Consider the following 17,196-nt stretch of genomic DNA (forward strand, 5'->3'; position numbering starts at 1 on the left):
CGGACCATCAGCCGGCCCGGTGGATCCGGCGCCGCTTGCCCGTCCCATAGTGGGCGGACGGGCAAGCGGGCCGTAGTGTCACCGCGCATCAGCGCACGATGACATTTGTCAGAACCCGGTCATCCGCGACGTCAGCGGGCAGCCGTGAGCTTCGGCCCGATCGCCGCGCCGACGACCACGAGCACTCCGCCGAGGACGAGCAGATACGCGCCGAGGCCGATCTTCGACAGGTCCTCGGAGAACATCGCGACGATGCCGGCGATGTGGAAGATCAGCATCAGGGTGGCCCGCCCCGCGAAGACGGTGCGGTACCACCAGAAGTTCGGCGGCGTCAGCTCGCGGCTGCGGATCCCGCTGAGCCAGTAGGCGGACTTCTTGGTGCGCAGCGCGCCGAGCACCCACGGGAGGGTGGCCCCCAGCGACGCGGCGATCAGCACGAAGGCGAGGAACCGCACGTACATCGCGGCGAAGCTGTCGGAGCCGGACGTCATCTTGCCGAAGGCGTCGATGAAGGTGACCGAGGCCGTCTGGGAGCCCAGCGTGAACGTGACCCAGGGAACGAAGAGGGCGACGATCTCGAGAATGCCGCCGAGAGCCACCGGGATGGCGCCGAGCCCGGGCTTGGTGAGTGGCTGGTTCTGGGCCGGATAGGCCTGGCCGGGCGGCGGCGCGGCGTAACCGGCCCCCGGCTGCGGCTGGGCGGGATAGCCCGGCTGTGGTGCTGGATAACCCTGCTGGCCGGGGTAAGCGGGCTGGCCGGGGTACGGCTGGCCGAACTGGGGCTGGCCCGGTTGCGGCTGGCCGAATTGCGGTTGGCCGGGTTGCGGCTGTGCCGGTTGTCCCAGGTACTGCCCCTGCGCAGGCTGCCCCGCGTACTGCTGCGGCTGCCCGGCCTGGCCCGGGTACGAGCCCGGCGCGGGCTGGCCCGGGTACTGCTGCGCGGGCTGTCCGTACTGCGGCGGCTGCCCCGGCTGCTGCGGATAACCCGGCTGAGCGCCGGCTTGCGGATAACCCGCCCCGGCGCCCGCCGGAGGCGCCTGCCATCCCGGCGGGACCGCGCCCGGCTCCTGCGACGTGCCAGGCTGCTCTTGTGGACCCCCTGAGGTGCTCATGGCCGCCGATGGTAACTGCCGCACCGACTCGGCGAACGGTGAAAGTCCGGCTCGGCCATGACCAGTCCGCACCACGGGACCGAGCGGTCCCCGGATAACCGCACAACGAGGCCGCTGACCACGCCAATCACCACGGCCCGCGCAACCAGGATCACTGACCTGCCGGGCCTCCCCCGCCGATGCGGCGCACCCGCCCAGTGCTCGCACCCTGTCCGCGCAGCGCCTCCAGACGCGCGACGCGGACCGGCCTCACCGCGCCAACCTCACCGAGCAGCGCGCAAGATCAGCTCCGCGACCACCTCCGGCTGCGAAACCAGCACCGCGTGCGACGCGTCCGCCACCTCGACGACCTCGGCCTCCGCGCGTTCCGCCATGAAGCGCTGCGCCGCGGGCGGGATGTTCTTGTCCGCAGTGGGAATCAGGCTGTACACCGGCAAGTCCTTCCACGCCGGTGCGGGCGAAGCCTCGTCCAGGGCCGCCGCGGCGATCGGGCGTTGACCTGCCGCCATCAGAACGGCCTGCGCGGCCGGGACGTCCGCCGCGAATTGCTGGTGGAACAGGTCCTGCCGGACGTACAGGTCGACACCGCTCGACAGAGCGACCTGCTCCAAAGTCTCCCCGAGCGTCCCGCCAGGGAACTTCCCGGCCAGCTCACCGGCGCTTTCGCCCTCGTCCGGAAGGAAACCCGCGATGTAGACGAGCGCCCGCACCCCGGGGTGGCCCACCGCGGCGGCCGAGATCACCGAGCCGCCGTAGGAGTGACCCACCAGGACGATCGGGCCCTCGATGCTGTCCAGCAAAGACCGCACGGAGGCGGCGTCCTCGGCGACTCCGCGCAGCGGGTTCGCCGCCGCGATCACCCGGTGCCCGGCGGCTCGCAGCCGCTCGATCTCCCCGTTCCAGCTGGACGAATCCGCGAACGCGCCGTGCACCAGAACGACAGTGGCAGTCATGGGTCCTCCTCAGAGAAAGTTCCGAACGCCGCTAACAGTACAACTAAGTTGTGCACAATCAAGTTGTACTCAATGAGACCTGCGTCATGGTTCTCCATAGGCCCGGGGCGGGGCGCCGAGCAGGCGGCTGAACATCGTCGTGAAGGCGGCGGGGCTTTCGTATCCGAGCGTGACCGCGACCTCGGCGACCGGAAGGTCCGCGGCCAGCAGCGGGAGCGCGTGCAGCACACAGGCCCGTTCGCGCCAGCGGGCGAAGCTCAAGCCCGTTTCAGCACGGAAGAGGCGATGCAGAGTCCGCTCGCTGACGTGCAATTCCTCCGCCCAGCGAGACGGCGGATCGTGCACATCGGGAGCGTCCGAAAAGGACTGACACAGTGCGCGCAAGCCCTCGTGCCGCGGCCACGGGAGTTCCAGCGGCAGCGGAACGCAGCGGGAGATCTCGTGCAGCAGAAGGGAAATCAGCGTGGCATCGCGGCCGCGGCGGGGATACTCGGGAGCGACGTCTACGGCCTCCCGCAGCAATTCCCGCAGCAGAGGCGAGACGTCGACAGTCTGACAGCGGCGCGGAAACCACGGTACGGCCGACGGTTCCAGGTAGAGACTGCGCGTGGTCACGTTCGTCATCACGACGCTGTGGTCGGTCTCCGGCGGGATCAGCACCGCGCGCCGCGTTGGGACGGTCCAGGTTCCATCGGCAGTTCCGACGCGCATGGAACCGGTGGCACCGTAGAGGAACTGCGCGCGACGGTGGCGATGCGGCGGCAGGAAGTGGTCCGGCGGATAGTCCGTGCTGATCGCGAGCACGGCCCTCGGCAGGGCGTCCACCTCGGACAACGGAACGTTGCGCATGCCTCCAGGGTAGGTGTCCGATACTCGAAAGAACCTGGCGAATCTTCGGATGCGAGCCGCATCCGTGACGATCTACTTTGAGGCCAGTGCTGACCTCGATCCTGACTCTTCTGCTTTTCGGCTGCCTCAGCGGCGTCACGACCGTGCTGTTCGGTTTCGGCGGCGGGTTCGTCACCGTGCCGGTGGTCGCAGCGGTCACGAATCGCGGCGACGCGATGCACGTCGCCGTCGCTACGTCCACCGCGGTGATGGTGGTGAACGCGGTCAGCGCGACCGTCGTGCAAGCCCGGGCCGGACGTCTCCGTCGCGATTACGTCTGGCCGCTCGCCGCGTTCGTCGCGATCGGCGCCATCGCGGGTTCGATTGCCGCGACCTATGCGGGAGACCGATTGCTGCGGATCCTGTTCATCACCTACCTGGCAGTGACCATTGTGGACAGTCTGGCGCGCGGCGGATTCCTGAAGCCGCAAGGAGAACCGAAGCCGCTGAGCACGTTCACGACGACCGCGGGCGGCGTCGGAATCGGTGCGGTGGCAAGCTTTCTCGGAGTGGGCGGCAGCGTCATGACGGTGCCGTTGCTGCGCCGCAAGGGGCTTCCGATGGCGGACGCGGCCGCGATGGCGAACCCGCTCAGCGTGCCGGTCGCGGTCGTGGCGACGGCGGTGTACGCGACGGCGGGCGGCGGACCGTCGGGGTATCTCGATCCCATCGCGGGCGTGGCGCTGCTGGCCGGTTCACTGCCGACGATCGCGCTCGTGCGACGGGTCGCCGACCGGTTGCCGGACAAGGTGCATGCCGTCGCGTACGTGGGGCTGCTGGCGGCGGCGCTGATCGCGGTCGCGGTCAGCTGAGCACGGACCGGACGGTCTCCTCGTCGCGGGCGACCACGGTGGTGCCGTCGTCGGCGGTGATGATCGGCCGCTGGATCAGCTCGGGGTGCTCGGCGAGCGCGGCGATCCACCGCGGACGGTCTTCCGGGGTACGGGACCAGGATTTCAGCTCGAGTTCACCGGCGATTTTCTCGCCGGTGCGGGTGATGTCCCACGGGTCGAGGCCAAGCCGGTCGAGCACCGCGACGAGTTCCGCCTCGGTCGGCGGGTCCTCCAGGTAGCGGCGCACGGTGTACTCCGCGCCGGCCTCGTCGAGCAGCGACACCGCCGAGCGGCACTTGGAACAACGCGGGTTCACCCAGATCTCCACCCGGGCAGTTTAACCCGCGCCGGATCGGGCGGAGTCCTTGGCGGACAAGAGCGTTCGGTGCGTCCTGGATCACCTGCCCCGACCGGGTGGAACGGGCGTACCGTTCGTACATGACCCTGCCGCTGACCACCGACCGTCTCGTGATCCGGGACTGGACGCCGGACGACGCCGAAGCCGCGTACCAGATCTACGGCTCTTCCGATGTCACGCATTGGCTCACGCCCGCGATGGACCGGGTCGCCGACGAAGCGGCGATGCGGTCGGTGTTGCAAGCGTGGCAGGAGGCGCAGCCCAATCTGATTCCGCCCCGGGGACGGTGGGCCGTCGAGCTTCGGTCCGACGGGCGGGTCATCGGCGGGCTGGGGATCCGGTTGCTGCCGCCCTACCGCGAGGATTTGGAGCTGAGCTGGCAGTTGCGGCCCGAGGAGTGGGGACACGGGTACGCGACCGAGGCCGCGCGGGCGTTGGTGGAGTGGGCGTTTCAGCAGGACGGGACCGACGAGTTGTTCGCGGTGGCGCGGCCCAGCAATTCCCGGGCGATCGCTACCGCGGAGCGGATCGGGATGCAGTGGGTCGGGGAGACTACGAAGTATTACGAGCTGAGGTTGCAGGTTTACCGGATTCGGCGGGGGGATGTTGTTTGAGGCCGTCGTCGGGCGGCGGCTCGTCGCCTGGCGGCGACATTGCGCCTTGTCTGATCGCGTGGGGCACCCCGAAGCCCGAGTGTGCTGACGGTCTGAGGGTGGTTGTCAAGGCGGGAAAGATGCCTTGACAACCACCCTCAGACCGCAGGGAGGCTTCGTATCGGGGTGCAGGGCGGGGGCTGGCTGCCTGGTCGCGCTGAGTGCGGCGGTGGCGGTTGCGTAGGGGTTGAAGCGGGAAGGGGCTTCTTGAGGGTGTCTGAGTCCTCAAGAAGCCCCTTTGCCGTGTTCGGGGAGTCAGCGGGTGGCGCCTGCGGGGGTCCAGAGGGCGTCGATTTCTCGTTCCGCTGCGGACAGGCTTTCTTCGGCGTGCGAGCGGAATTCCGCCAGTGCGGGGTTGACGTCTGCCATGGTGAATTCCGCCGTGATGAAGCGCGGTTCCAGGCCGGTCAGCGAAAGGCCGTGCGGCAGCCAGCCTTCTGCGTGGTCCCAGCCGTGTCGGGGGGTGCCTTCGCCGTAGCCTCCGCCGCGGCTGGCCACGACCAGGAGTTCCCGGCCTGCGCCCAGCACTGACGGGTCGTCGCCTGCGGACGCGATCAGGCGGTCCACCCAGGCCTTCACCGAGCTCGGTGCGCCGTAGTTGTAGAGCGGCAGGCCCAGCAGCACGGTGTCCGCGGCCAGTACCTCCGCGGCGAGTTCTTCGCCGATTCGCGCGGCTTCGCGGTGGGCTGCGGTGTGCTCGGACGCGGGGAGGATCCGGGCTTCCCAGGCCAGCGGATCCAGGTGCGGGATCGGGTTCGCGCCGAGATCTCGGCAGGTCACCGTCCCGTCCGGGTGGGCGGCGAGCCAGGCCTGGGCTGCCCGGGCGCTGAGCTTGCGGCTCACCGAGCGGTCGCCGTTGATGCTGGAGTCGAGGTGCAGCAGGTGTGCCATGTCGATGACCGTCCATAGATAGTTTGTGTAAGACAAACCATTTATAGCACGGCAGCTACCCGGCTTGTCTCGTAGACTGGACACATGGCTCCGCTGCCGCTCGTCGCCCAGGCTCCGCGCAGGTCTGGTGCGTTGCTCGAGCACTTCGCGCGCCGCATCCGGCTGCGCGCGGAGAGCGTGCTCGCTCCGTTCGGGCTGCGGCCTCGGCATTTGATCGCCCTGACCGTCCTCCAGACCCGCGGGTCCAGCACCCAGCAGTCCCTCGCGCAGATCCTCGAGATGGACAGCACCAACGTCGTCGGCCTGCTCAACGACCTCGAGGCCGGCCAGCTGATCGAGCGGCACCGGTCGCCCGAGGACCGCAGGCGGCACGTCGTCGTGCTGACCGAGCGCGGCGCGAAGGAGCTGGCCCGCGCCGAGGCGGCGCTCGCGGCGGTGGAGGACGAGGTCTTCGCGGCGCTCGATCCGAACCAGCGCGAGCAGCTCTACAACTTGCTGGTGCAGGCGGCTTCCGGAACGGTCGACAGCAGTGCTTGCACGGAGGAACCTCCGACCTGCTGACGGGAGGGGCAGCGAATGGACGGCGCCGCCGAGCGGTTGGCGAAGTACCGCGCCATGCGCAACTTCGCGAAGACCGACGAGCCGTCTGGTGCGGACGCCCCGAAGGAACCTGGCTACCGCTTCGTCGTGCAGCGGCATCGGGCGCGGCGGAAGCATTACGACTTCCGCCTCGAGCTGGGCGGGGTGCTGGTCAGCTGGGCGGTGCCGAAGGGGCCGACGCTCGATCCGAAGGCACGGCGGATGGCCGTGCACGTCGAGGACCATCCGCTGGAGTACGCCGATTTCGAGGGCGTGATCCCGCGCGGCGAGTACGGCGGCGGCGACGTGATCGTGTGGGACCGCGGGCGCTGGGAGCCGGTCGACACGGACGATCCTGAGCAGGCACTCGCGGACGGGAACCTGCACTTCGATCTGTACGGCGAGAAGCTGGCCGGACGCTTCGTGCTGATCCATCCCAAGAAGGACGACGACGGGAAGCAGTGGTTTCTGCTGCACAAGCAGGACGACTACGCCACCCCGGGCTGGGACGCCGAGGACCATCCGAAGTCAGTCAAGAGCGGGCTCACCAATGACGAAATCGCGGCCGCCCCACCTGCGTTGTGGCGAAGCGATCTGCCCGCGACCGAAGCGGAAGTGCCGCTGCATCCAGTGTTCAAGCCAGCCTCCGAGGAGGAACTGGCCGCGCTGAACGAGCTGGGCAAGCAGGGCACGTGGACGGTCGCCGGTCGGCAGTTGAAGGTCACCAACCTCGACAAGATGTTGCTCCCCGGCCGCGAGGGCGAAGAGCCGATCACCAAACGGGAGCTGATCGAGTACTACACCCGGATCGCGCCGACGATGCTGCCCTACCTCGCCGGCCGCGCGCTCAACACCCACCGGTTCCCCGGCGGCATCGGCAAACCCGGGTTCTGGCACAAGGAAGTCCCCGACCACGCGCCGGAGTGGCTGCACCGCTGGCATTACGAAGCGGCCGACCGTGACGACGCGCAGCAGTACCTCGTGCCCTCCGGCGTCGCGGATCTGGCCTGGCTGGCGAATTTCGCCGCGCTGGAGCTGCACGCCTGGACGTCGCGCACGTCCGACGTCGAGCATCCGACCTGGCTGCTGTTCGACATCGACCCCGGTTCGGAGACCTCGTTCGACGACGTGCTCGCGCTCGCCCGGCTGCACCGCACCGCGCTGGACCACTTCGGGCTCATCGGACGGCCGAAAACCACCGGACAGCGCGGTATCCAGATTTGGGTGCCGGTTGAGCCGCGGTACACGTACGCGGAGACCCGGGCGTGGGCGGAAACCGTGTCGAAGTCGATCGGGAAGATCGTGCCGGACCTGGTGAGCTGGGCGTGGCACAAGGATCGCCGCGGCGGACTGGCTCGGCTCGACTACACGCAGAACGTGCTGAACAAAACCCTTGTCGCGCCGTACAGCGTGCGCCCGAAGCCGGGGGCGCCGGTGTCCGTCCCGCTGGAGTGGGACGAACTCGACGACCCCGACCTCACTCCGGATCGGTGGACGATCCGGACGGTGCTCGATCGCGTGGCGAAGGTGGGAGATCCCTTCGCGCAACTGCTCGACGTGCACCAACGCCTGCCGCAGCTGTCGTGAGACCCCGGCAATCAGCCAAATTCGGCGCGAACTGCGTCCCAGTCAGCGTTTGGTGAGCACCACCAGATAGCGGCACGGCCGCATGCCGGGATTCTCGTACGCGCAGTCGACCGGGCGGCCCAGTTGGAGGCAGTCGCCCTCGGCGAGTTCGTGCACGACTTCGCCTTCGTGGAACCGCAGCTGGCCGGACAGCACCCAGACCTGGTGGTCGGCGAACGCGTAGGAGCTGGCCGGGAATCCGGCTTTAGCGCCCGGCGGCAGGTCGATTTCCACCAGCTCGGTGGCCCCGTGGCCGGGCGGCGAGACCGCGCGGCGCACGTAGCCGGTGACCGGGTCCTGCCACGTCGGCTGGTCCTCGCGACGGGCGAGGCGGCGGTCGTCGCCCTCCGCGCGGGCGATGAGTTCGGACAGCGTGAGCCCGAGCGCGGTGGCGAGCCGGCTCAGCAGCACGGCCGTCGGCTGCGCCTCACCGCGTTCGATTTTCCCGATCATGGCGCGGGAAACTCCGGAGCGTTCGGCGAGCACGCCAGCGGACATCCCACGGTCCTGACGGGCTTCGCGCACCGCCGCGGCGAGCGAGACGGAAAGGGGATCGGTCACAGTGGTCGACTATAGCAGCGGTTCTTGTCTACTATCGTGCACATGTTGATCCGACCTGCCGAAGAACGGGACGCTGAGGCGTGCGCGGCGATCTACGCGCCGTACGTCCGGGAAACCACGATCAGCTTCGAGACCGAACCGCCCACGCCGACGGAAATGGCCGCCCGCATCGCGAGGGCGACCAAGTCGCACGCGTGGCTGGTGCTGGAAATCGACGGCGAGGTCGTCGGATACGCATACGGCAGCCCGTACAAGGAGCGCGCGGCTTACCGCTGGTCCTGCGAGGTGAGCGTCTACCTGGCGCAGGACCGTCGCCGCGCAGGTGGCGGAAAAGCCTTGTACGAAGCCCTTTTCGCCCGGCTGGCCGAACGCGGCTTCCGGATGGCGGTCGCCGGGATGACCCAGCCGAACGAACCGAGCGTCGGACTGCACCAGGCGATGGGCTTCGAGCTCATCGGAACCTGGCGGCGGATCGGCTGGAAACACGGCGCGTGGCGCGACGTCACCTGGATGCAGCGAGAACTCGTACCCGCTTCGGACGACGTGCCGGAGGAACCGCGTTAGTCCACGCCGAGGTCGAGTTCCTCGATGTCGTGCTCCAGCCGGGCCCGCCAGGACCACTTCGGTTCCGTCCAGTCGGTGTCCGACGGCGGCGGTTCCCCCAGTGGCAACGCCGGATCGACCACGCCGTGCGTCACCCGGTACGCCAACGCCGACGTCGCCGCGCGGATCCACTTGTCCCCCGCCGCACCGGACGGAGGCGCGACCCCGAACGCGTGCGTGAACCACACCGGCAACAGCGCGCTCGACCCGAGCGCGTCGGTGATGCGCTCGCGCAGCCGGGAATGCAGCTCTTCCCAGTCCCGCTCGCACTTCTCGATCTGCGGCAGCACCCGGGTCCGCGTCACCTCGTCCGCCGCCAGAACCTGTTGTGCCGCTTCGGCGTCCTGTTGCGCGGCAGGCAACTGACGGTCCAGCACACCACGCCGCCGAGCGACCACTTCGGACAGTCGCGACTCCGCGTCGTCCCGTTCCGGTGTGCCCCGCTCCGCTTTCGCCAGCACCTCCAGCACCGCGATCAACGCTTCTTCGCTCTCCGCCAACGCTTTCCGCGCCTGCGGCAGTCGCGCGACGTCCTCTTCGTACGGTCGGCGCTGGCTCGGCGTGAGCAGCTGCGCGGCCAGACTGTGCCGCCGTTCCGCCTCCGCGGCGAGCTGCCGCACCCGCGGGCCGACGTCGTCGAGGTCGACCACCGGCACCTTCTCCGACACCCGCACCGCGCGTTCGAGCACCAGCAACCGCTGCCGGAGGCGTTCGAGCTGCCGGGCGGTGTGGTCGAGCCGGGTTTCGTGCCGGGAATGCGTTTCGGTGAACGACTCGACGGTCTCGCGCAGCTCGGAAAGCTCGCGGACAGTGCGGTTTTCCAGATCCTCGACGGTCTCTTGCATACCCCCGACGGTGTCGGTGAGGGCGAGCAGTTCGGGGTCGTGCTCGACCTCCGGCCCCTCCTCGGCCGGGTAGTACTCGGTGTCGCGGTAGTACTCGGAATAGGTCACCGCGCCTCCAGCACCAGGAACGCCGCGGTCGCCACCGTGGCGAGAGCGGCCAGAATGACCACGATCGGCTGGGCGGTCGGCCCAGTGCCGATGAGCGCGACCGCGGTCAAGATCGCGGCCAGCGCCCCGCTGTACGCGGCACGCTGCCGCCGGCTGACCATCAACGGCGTCGGCCCGAGCGGCCCGAACGCGATCCGCAGGCCAGCGCCAAGCAGCGGCAACGCGAGCAGCAGCCAGATCGGGTTCAGCGCGCCGAACAGCATCATCGCCCCGCTCACCATCCCGACCGCGACCGGCGCGACCGCCAGGTACAGCGTCGTCCGCTGCGCCTTCCCGCGCTTCGCCTCCAGCCGGGCGAGCCGCACCTGCTCGACGGCGGCGTCGACTTCCTTCTCGGTGCGCAGCAGCGCCTCCGCCCGCTCGACCAAGGCGTCGAGCGTCCGCGTGCGTTCGTCGTCCGCCTGGTCCGGCAGCTGCGCCAGACCCGCACGAAGCTCACGGCGGAGCGCGGACGCGCGCGCCATCACGTGGTCGCGCTGGTCCTCTGCAGGCGTAGTCACCTGGCCACTGTAGGTACGAAGCGCACCGAACCCGGGGACCGACGCGACTTCGGGCGGATCCAGTCAGAGCCGCAGCAGGTCCCGGCCGACGACGACCTCGCCATCGAACCCGGCAGCGGCTCCCGCCACGGAATCGTCGCGACCACGCTGGCGGAGGTCGCTAGCCTCTCTTGCGCCGGATCTTGATCGCCCGCAAGTCCGTGACCGCGTAGTTCAGGTCCCGGTACGGCAGGCCGTGCGCATCCAGCGCGGCGGTCGCACCGTCCTTGGCCGCGCGTTCGTCGTCGTCCGGACCGGCCGGAACCTGGCAGCGGAAGGTGAACGCCGTCGCGTTGACGTCGTGCGTGAACGTGCCTTCCTCGGTGAAGGCGACGTCGGTCTTGGCCTCCAGCAGAGCCCTGGCCTCGTCGTCGAGGGGGTCGAATTTGCCGCGGATGAGCACGCGGAACGCGTCCATGTCAGGCGTCCTTCCGGGTCGCATAAGTCAGTACTTGTTCGCTGAGCAGGCCCTCCACCGCGTCGAGGAGCGTCAGCGCGGCCTCCGCGATGCCGTCCGGCCGCTCGCCGGCGACGGTGCGTTTGCCGATCTCGCCGTACAGCAGGCTGTGCACCCATCCGATCTGCGCGGCGACCAGTCCAGGCACCGGATCCCCTGGCGCCGCACCGGTTTCCGCGGTCAGCAGCTCGGCGAGTTCGGCGACCATCTGTTCGCCGAGGTCCCGCAGCCGCGCGGCGAGCGTGGGGGCGGCCAGCATCATCGGCAGCACCCGGCCGAACCCCGGGCTCAGCCCGACGGTCCGCGAGCGTTGCCGGATCTCGTCGCGCAGGCGGTCCAGCACCGCACGCGCCGCGGACACTCCCGGTTCCCGCGCCGCCACGATCTCGGCCAGCCGTCCCGCGGAAGCCTCCGACGGCGGCAGCACCAGGTCTTCCTTGACGCGGAAGTGGTTGTAGACCGTGTTGACCGCGACGTCGGCCGCCTCGGCCACCTCGGCGATGGTCACCGCCTCGAATCCGCGCTCGACGAACATGTGCATCGCGGTTTCCGCGATGCGCCGCACCGTCTCCTGCTTCTTCCGCTCTCGAAGTCCCACCCCCGAAAGTGAAGCAGACCGCAAACTTGGAGTCGACTCCATTTTCTGCCCTGGATATCGGGGAGATCCCGGAGGACGGGACGGCCGCCGGCGCGGCATCATCGACCAGGTGCGGATCGGCTTGCTGGGCCCGCTGGAGGTCCGGAACGACGACGGTGCCGCAGTCGAGATCACCGGTGCCCGATTGCGGACGCTGCTGAGCGCCCTCGCGCTGGAGCCCGGCCGGGTCGTCCCGTCCGGGCGACTGGTCGACGCCGTCTGGGGGACGCGTCCGCCGGCCACGGCCAACGCGCTGCAAGCGCTCGTCTCGCGGCTTCGCCGGGTGGGCACGCGGCTCGACTCCACCCCGTCCGGCTACCGGCTGCCCGAGGCGACCGTGGACGCGGCCCGATTTGAGGAACTGGTTACCGCGGCGAGGACAGCGCCCGACGAGAAGCGCGTCGTGCTGCTGCGCGAGGCGCTCAATCTGTGGCGCGGCCCGGCGCTCGGCGACGTCTCCGACGCACAGTTCTTCCAAGGCCACATCGCGCGGCTGAACGAGCTGCGGCTTTCGGCCACCGAGTAGTTGGCCGAAGCCGCGCTCCGGCTGGGCCACGGCGCGGAGCTCGTCGAAGAGCTGTCGAAGCTGCTCGCCGAACATCCGCTGCGCGAACGGCTGGCCGCCTCGCTGATGCTCTCGCTGCAAGCTGCCGGACGACCGGCCGACGCCCTGCAGGTGTTCGCCCGGATCCGCATGGCGCTCGCGGACGAACTGGGTGCTGATCCGGCGCCCGAGCTGTCGGCCGCGCACACCAAGATCCTCCGCGAGACAGTGGCCGACGAGAACGAAGCGCGCACGAACCTTCGGGCCGGGCTGACCAGCTTCGTCGGCCGGAACGCCGAGGTCACGCGGGTGGCCAAGCTGGTCGGCGAGTACCGGCTCACCACGCTGACCGGGCCCGGCGGGGCCGGGAAGACCCGGCTGGCCACGGAAACCGGACGGCATCTGCTGGCCGAACGCGGCGGCGTGTGGTTCGCCGAACTGGCCCCGGTCACCAACGGCACGGACGTCCCGCAGGCCGTGCTCGACGCGTTGGGCCTGCGCGAGCAGATGTACACCGGATCGCTCGCCAGCGGCACTCCGCGCGAGCGGGCGGCGAGAGCGTTGCGCGACCGGGACGCGGTGCTGGTGCTCGACAATTGCGAGCACGTCATCGAGGCCGCCGCGCAACTGGCCGAATACCTGCTCGGCGAATGCCCTCGGCTGCGCATTCTCGCGACCAGCCGGGAACCGTTGGCCCTGACCGGCGAAGCGCTCTGGCCGGTCGAACCCTTGCCGTTGCCCGCGGAAGGCGCGACGCCCGCCGAGGCGATGTCGTGTGCTTCGGTACGGCTGCTGGCCGACCGCGCCGCTGCGGTGCGGCCAGGGTTCACCGTCGACGAGTCCACTGTGGACGACGTGGTGCGGATCTGCCGGGCTCTCGACGGGATGCCGCTGGCGGTCGAGCTTGCCGCGGCCCGGTTGCGGTCGATGACCGTGTCGCAGCTGGCCGCGCGGCTTGACGATCGGTTCCGCCTGCTCACGGCGGGCAGCCGGACCGCGTTGCCGAGGCACCGAACGCTGCGCGCGGTGGTCGACTGGAGCTGGGACCTGCTGGAACCGGACGAACGCCAGCTGCTGCGCCGGTTGTCGGTGTTCTCCGGCGGCGCGACCGCAGGGGCGGCGGAAGCGGTCTGCGGCGGCACGTCGGAGCTGATCAGCGCATTAGTCGACAAATCACTACTGACCGTCTCCGACGATGCCGCGCCGCGGTATCGGATGCTCGAGACGATCAAGGCGTACGGACTGGAACAGCTCACCGCGGCCGGCGAACGCGAGAAGCTGCGTCAAGCGCACGCCGAGTGGTTCGCCAGCTTCGCCGAAACCGGCGACAAATACCTGCGCCGGGCCGAGCAGATCGAATGGCTGGCGCGCTTCGCCGCCGAGCACGGCAATCTGATCTCCGCGGTGCGCGGCGCGATCGCCGCCGGCGACGCCACGACCTCGCTGCGGCTGGTGACGTCGTGCGCGTGGTTCTGGATGCTGACCGGGCACAAAACCGAGGCGCAGGAACTGATCGAGGCGGCGCTCGCGTTGCCCGGCGAGGTGGACCGCGAACTGCGCGCGATGGGATACGCGATGGCCGCGCTGCTGCTGACCATCGGGATGAGCGCCGAAACCACCGCCGACGCTCTCGGCCGCAAAGCGCTCGAACTCAGCCGCGACAGCAAGAATTCCTTGCTTCGGTCCATCCTCCCGGTGTTCACGCAAACCGGAGACCACGCCATAGAGTCCACATTGGACGACTTGCTGTCCGATGAGGACCCGTGGTTGCGTGCCCATGCCCGGCTGCACCGGGCGCGGTCGCAGCTGAACCGCCGGCACGATGCGGCGGCGCAGGAAGCCGACGTCCGCGAAGCCGTCCGGTTGTTCCGGCTGAGCGGGGAGCGCTGGGGACTGTCGCTGGCGCTGAACAGCCTTGCCGAGGTCGTCGGCCGTCGCGGCGAACTGGAGGAAGCCGTTTCCTGCTACGAGGAATCGATCCAAGTCGTCTCGGAAATCGGTTCTGCCGAAGACGTTCTGTTCGCCCGGGGACGGCAAGCGCACCTGTTCTGGCAACTCGGCGACGAGGCTGCCGCAGCCGCCGCAGTAGCCGCCGCCGAACGCGACGCGCGGAATGTGCCGTTCCCCGATGTGCTCGCGTTTCTGGCCCATACGAAAGCTGAGCTGGCCCGCTGGCGCGGCGACCTGTCGGATGCCCGCCAAGAACTGAACCGCGCCGAAGCGTTGCTGCGCGACGCCTCGCCGCATCCGTTGTTCCGCGCGATGATCCAGCATTCGCACGCCTACCTGGACGCCCAATCCGGCGACCTGCCCGCGGCCCGGAACCGCCGTCGTGAAGCACTCGCCTTGGCTGCGGAATCGGGCGAGGTGCTGTATCTGACGATCGTCCTCGTGGGCGTCGCCGACCACGCGCTGCGGCTGGGCCGCCCGGTCGCCGCCGCCGACCTCCTGGCCGCCGCGGACCGCCTCCGCGGCGGCCCTCACCTGGCCCTCCCCGACGCGACGGCCGCTGAAGCCGCCGTCCAGGCCCAGCGGTCCGGCAGGGTCGACGACCCGGTCGCCCTCGCTTACGACGTCCTCGATGCGGCCCCGCCCGAGCGCGGCCATTCCCGCTAACCGTCCCCGAAACCGGCCTGCCCGAAGCACTTCTTGTGGCATCATCCGCCGGTGACCGGCGAGCGGAGCGACCCGCATTCGATCGAGGAGCAAGATCTCGAGGATTTCGACTCGTGGACCGCAAAGGCCGCGCTGGCCTCCCTCATCGACGAGACGCTCGGCTCGCCCGAGGTGACCCGGCTGCTCGCCCGGGAGTCGCTGCGTACCGAAATCGTGCGCGAGGAACTGGTCGCGAACGAGACGCTGCTCGCGAAGATCCGGACGCTGCAGGACCAGGTCATGGCCGAGGGCGACCGGGGGTTCCGTCCGCGAAACCGTGCGGTGTCGCTGCGCGAGGTGGTCTGGCTGATCTTCGCGGTGCTGCTGGGGCTCGGCTACCTCAGCCTGATGACCGCCGCGTGGAGCCGGCTTCCCCTGTTCTTCCGGATCTTCGCCGGACTGATGCTGCCGTGCGTCCTGTTCGCCACCGGCGCGCTCGCGGTCCGCAAGGTCACCTCGCTGCGCGAGTGGATGAACCCGGACGCCATGCAGTTCCACGAGGAGCAATTCGGTCTCGGCCCGCGGCGTTCGTTCGCCGCGCGCGAGATCGTGCTGCCCGAGGTCCGCGACGTCATTTCCGCACACCGGCGGCTGCACTTCGGCACGACGCTGGTTTTCGAACAGCAATACGATCTCGGCGAGGAGGACAGCAGCAGGATCGTCCCGACTGCCGCGGCGAAACGGATCCGGCGCGTCCTCGAGCGCGCGGGTTCCGGCGCGGTCGCGCTCGGCGGGCAACGCGGGTCGGGCAAAACCACCGCGATCCGTTCCCTGCAACGAGGGCTGCTGCACGGCAGCGAAAACCCCGCGCCGCTGGTGGTGGTCGCCTCCGCCCCGGCCACCTACGACGCCCGCGATTTTGTGCTGCACCTGCACAAACTGCTGTGCCAAGCCGTGCTCGAACGGATCTGGCAGACACTCGGTCCGGAAACCGGCTGGCGCTGGTGGGTCCGCCGGTTCTGGCTCGGATCGGCCGACCTCGTCGGCTCGGCCGCGCTTGGCTGGGCGATCGGCGGGGTGCTGTGGAACGGGAAGTTCACGCAGTTCCCCACCGACCTGTGGCAGACCATCGCCAGGGTGCGCTTTCCGGACCTTCTAGGTCCATTATGGACACAGCAGTCGGTGCCGAACCGGATCGCCCTGGGCGTAGCCGCCTTCCTCGCGCTCCGCTGGACGGTGAAACTCCTCGCGTCCGCAACCGACGCGGTGCTGCACTTCGTGCGCCGGAAATCGTCCGCCGGGGCGCGCGCCCTCGATGCCAAAGCACGACGCCAGTTGCTCCGGATCCAGTACCTGCTCACCTACACCACCGGCTGGTCGGGCAAGCTCGCCGTCCCGGCAGGCGGCGAACTGGGCCGCACCCGCACCACGCAGCGGGCCGAACAACAGCTGACGCATCCGGAAGTCGTCGACGAGTTCCGCGCGTTCGCCCAGCTGACCGCCGAGTCCTTGCGCGCGGAAGGGATCACCGACCGGGTCGTGGTCGCCATCGACGAACTGGACAAGATCGGCGAGCAGGACAAGGCCCAGCAGCTCGTGAACGACATCAAGGGCATCTTCGGCGTGCCCGGCTGCCTGTATTTCGTGGCGGTGTCCGACGACGCGGTGCTCAGCTTCGAGCAGCGCGGACTGGCCGTGCGCGACGCATTCGACAGCGCGTTTTCCGAGGTGGTGCGCCTGGAACCGTTCACGCTGGACGAAAGCAGGCTGTGGATCGCGCGACGGCTGCCCGGCGTCCCGGAGCAGTTCTGCTACCTCGGCCACTGCCTCTCCGGCGGACTGCCGCGCGACCTGCGCCGCACCACGATCGACATGGTGGACGTGACGATCGAGCACTACGAACCGTCGCTGTCGACGGTCACCGGCATCCTGGTCCGCGCTGATCTGACCGCCAAGGCGAGCGGCTTCGCCGGACAGGCCCGCGGACTCGCGCAGACGCCGGAGCTGACCGAACTGTGGCCGAAGCTGCTCCGCATCCCGGACACCCGCCAAGCGATGGAACTCGCCGAACTCGCCACCGAACTGCACGAATGCGCGACCCCCGACCTCGCCGACCCGATCAACCGGCTGCGTCTGCACAGCTGCGCGTTCGTTCTCTTCTGCGCCACCGTCCTGGACGTGTTCACCGACGCGCTCACCCAGTCCCGACTCACGCCAAGCCTGCACGACCTGGCCCTGGCTCGCCGGCACCTCGCACTGGATCCGCACCTCGCATGGGCGGCCCTGAACGACTTCCGCAAGGCACACGACCTGCCGCTGCATAACCAGCAGTTCTGAAGCGTGGAAGAACCAGC

The 17,196-nt window shown here is 69.4% G+C and carries 16 protein-coding genes and 1 pseudogene; 7 read left to right on the top strand and 10 right to left on the bottom strand.

Features of this window, described 5'->3' with window-relative positions:
- Positions 1-131: 131 nt before the first annotated feature.
- From H5411_RS39305 to H5411_RS39315, 3 genes are all read right to left on the bottom strand, one after another.
- The gene (locus tag H5411_RS39305) at positions 132-1,112 is read right to left on the bottom strand and encodes a hypothetical protein (protein ID WP_183126723.1); all 981 of its coding nucleotides are present in this window, start codon (positions 1,110-1,112) and stop codon (positions 132-134) included.
- 263 nt (positions 1,113-1,375) lie between these two features.
- Complete coding sequence (locus H5411_RS39310; RefSeq protein WP_183126724.1) at positions 1,376-2,065, bottom strand: alpha/beta fold hydrolase; 690 nt, start codon at positions 2,063-2,065, stop codon at positions 1,376-1,378.
- Positions 2,066-2,149: 84 nt separating this feature from the next.
- On the bottom strand, positions 2,150-2,914 hold the full coding sequence (locus tag H5411_RS39315) for an AraC family transcriptional regulator (RefSeq protein ID WP_183126725.1): 765 nt from the start codon (positions 2,912-2,914) through the stop codon (positions 2,150-2,152).
- Positions 2,915-3,000: 86 nt separating this feature from the next.
- Here H5411_RS39315 and H5411_RS39320 point away from each other — a divergent pair, with 86 nt between their 5' ends.
- Positions 3,001-3,765 (top strand): sulfite exporter TauE/SafE family protein, encoded by a 765-nt coding sequence (locus H5411_RS39320; RefSeq protein WP_183126726.1) that lies wholly within the window; start codon positions 3,001-3,003, stop codon positions 3,763-3,765.
- On the opposite strand, the gene H5411_RS39325 is transcribed toward H5411_RS39320, so the two are convergent.
- Positions 3,758-4,114, bottom strand: a complete 357-nt coding sequence (locus tag H5411_RS39325; RefSeq protein WP_183126727.1) for an ArsC/Spx/MgsR family protein — start codon at positions 4,112-4,114, stop codon at positions 3,758-3,760. The two genes, H5411_RS39320 and H5411_RS39325, sit on opposite strands and share 8 nt — an antisense overlap.
- Before the next feature lie 110 nt (positions 4,115-4,224).
- On the opposite strand from H5411_RS39325, the gene H5411_RS39330 reads away from it, so the two are divergent.
- Positions 4,225-4,758 carry a GNAT family N-acetyltransferase gene (locus H5411_RS39330; protein ID WP_101435526.1) on the top strand — a complete coding sequence of 178 codons (534 nt, stop codon included), beginning with the start codon at positions 4,225-4,227 and terminating at the stop codon, positions 4,756-4,758.
- Positions 4,759-5,052: 294 nt separating this feature from the next.
- Here H5411_RS39330 and H5411_RS39335 read toward each other — a convergent pair whose 3' ends face one another.
- Positions 5,053-5,688, bottom strand: a complete 636-nt coding sequence (locus tag H5411_RS39335; protein ID WP_183126728.1) for an FMN-dependent NADH-azoreductase — start codon at positions 5,686-5,688, stop codon at positions 5,053-5,055.
- Positions 5,689-5,772: 84 nt separating this feature from the next.
- Here H5411_RS39335 and H5411_RS39340 point away from each other — a divergent pair, with 84 nt between their 5' ends.
- Positions 5,773-6,249, top strand: coding sequence for a MarR family winged helix-turn-helix transcriptional regulator (locus tag H5411_RS39340; RefSeq protein WP_101435528.1), 477 nt, complete (start codon positions 5,773-5,775; stop codon positions 6,247-6,249).
- Between the two features lie 15 nt (positions 6,250-6,264).
- Positions 6,265-7,854, top strand: coding sequence for a non-homologous end-joining DNA ligase (gene ligD, locus H5411_RS39345; RefSeq protein WP_183126729.1), 1,590 nt, complete (start codon positions 6,265-6,267; stop codon positions 7,852-7,854).
- Between the two features lie 42 nt (positions 7,855-7,896).
- Here the strand turns inward: ligD and H5411_RS39350 are convergent, their stop codons facing one another.
- A complete protein-coding gene (locus H5411_RS39350; protein ID WP_101435530.1) occupies positions 7,897-8,454 on the bottom strand; it encodes a helix-turn-helix domain-containing protein in 558 nt (185 codons plus the stop codon).
- Between the two features lie 42 nt (positions 8,455-8,496).
- Here H5411_RS39350 and H5411_RS39355 point away from each other — a divergent pair, with 42 nt between their 5' ends.
- The gene (locus H5411_RS39355) at positions 8,497-9,018 is read left to right on the top strand and encodes a GNAT family N-acetyltransferase (RefSeq protein ID WP_183126730.1); all 522 of its coding nucleotides are present in this window, start codon (positions 8,497-8,499) and stop codon (positions 9,016-9,018) included.
- Here H5411_RS39355 and H5411_RS39360 read toward each other — a convergent pair.
- The 4 genes from H5411_RS39360 to H5411_RS39375 form a co-directional block, all read right to left on the bottom strand.
- Positions 9,015-10,010 (bottom strand): hypothetical protein, encoded by a 996-nt coding sequence (locus H5411_RS39360; protein WP_183126731.1) that lies wholly within the window; start codon positions 10,008-10,010, stop codon positions 9,015-9,017. The genes H5411_RS39355 and H5411_RS39360 overlap by 4 nt on opposite strands.
- Positions 10,007-10,570: a hypothetical protein gene (locus tag H5411_RS39365; protein WP_183126732.1), complete on the bottom strand. Its 564-nt coding sequence runs from the start codon at positions 10,568-10,570 to the stop codon at positions 10,007-10,009. The genes H5411_RS39360 and H5411_RS39365 overlap by 4 nt, the downstream gene beginning before the upstream one ends.
- A gap of 160 nt (positions 10,571-10,730) precedes the next feature.
- Entirely contained in the window at positions 10,731-11,027 is a 297-nt protein-coding gene (locus H5411_RS39370; protein WP_220818081.1) for a DUF6204 family protein, read from the bottom strand.
- A 1-nt stretch (position 11,028) separates the two neighbouring features.
- The gene (locus H5411_RS39375; RefSeq protein WP_312878706.1) at positions 11,029-11,664 is read right to left on the bottom strand and encodes a TetR/AcrR family transcriptional regulator; all 636 of its coding nucleotides are present in this window, start codon (positions 11,662-11,664) and stop codon (positions 11,029-11,031) included.
- Here H5411_RS39375 and H5411_RS39385 point away from each other — a divergent pair.
- Positions 11,621-14,863: pseudogene (locus H5411_RS39385) on the top strand (AfsR/SARP family transcriptional regulator). The gene H5411_RS39375 and the pseudogene H5411_RS39385 sit on opposite strands and share 44 nt — an antisense overlap.
- A 51-nt stretch (positions 14,864-14,914) precedes the next feature.
- A complete protein-coding gene (locus H5411_RS39390; protein WP_183126737.1) occupies positions 14,915-17,179 on the top strand; it encodes a hypothetical protein in 2,265 nt (754 codons plus the stop codon).
- Positions 17,180-17,196 lie beyond the last annotated feature (17 nt).

Source organism: Amycolatopsis echigonensis (genome assembly GCF_014174495.1).
GTDB classification, from domain to species: Bacteria; Actinomycetota; Actinomycetes; order Mycobacteriales; family Pseudonocardiaceae; genus Amycolatopsis; species Amycolatopsis echigonensis.

Excerpts from the sequence above, each read along its gene's own strand:
- H5411_RS39305 (WP_183126723.1), bottom strand. The coding sequence starts at position 1,112 with ATGAGCACCTCAGGGGGTCCACAAGAGCAGCCTGGCACGTCGCAGGAG.
- H5411_RS39310 (WP_183126724.1), bottom strand. The coding sequence starts at position 2,065 with ATGACTGCCACTGTCGTTCTGGTGCACGGCGCGTTCGCGGATTCGTCC.
- H5411_RS39315 (WP_183126725.1), bottom strand. The coding sequence starts at position 2,914 with ATGCGCAACGTTCCGTTGTCCGAGGTGGACGCCCTGCCGAGGGCCGTG.
- H5411_RS39330 (WP_101435526.1), top strand. The coding sequence starts at position 4,225 with ATGACCCTGCCGCTGACCACCGACCGTCTCGTGATCCGGGACTGGACG.
- H5411_RS39335 (WP_183126728.1), bottom strand. The coding sequence starts at position 5,688 with ATGGCACACCTGCTGCACCTCGACTCCAGCATCAACGGCGACCGCTCG.
- H5411_RS39340 (WP_101435528.1), top strand. The coding sequence starts at position 5,773 with ATGGCTCCGCTGCCGCTCGTCGCCCAGGCTCCGCGCAGGTCTGGTGCG.
- ligD (WP_183126729.1), top strand. The coding sequence starts at position 6,265 with ATGGACGGCGCCGCCGAGCGGTTGGCGAAGTACCGCGCCATGCGCAAC.
- H5411_RS39355 (WP_183126730.1), top strand. The coding sequence starts at position 8,497 with ATGTTGATCCGACCTGCCGAAGAACGGGACGCTGAGGCGTGCGCGGCG.
- H5411_RS39370 (WP_220818081.1), bottom strand. The coding sequence starts at position 11,027 with ATGGACGCGTTCCGCGTGCTCATCCGCGGCAAATTCGACCCCCTCGAC.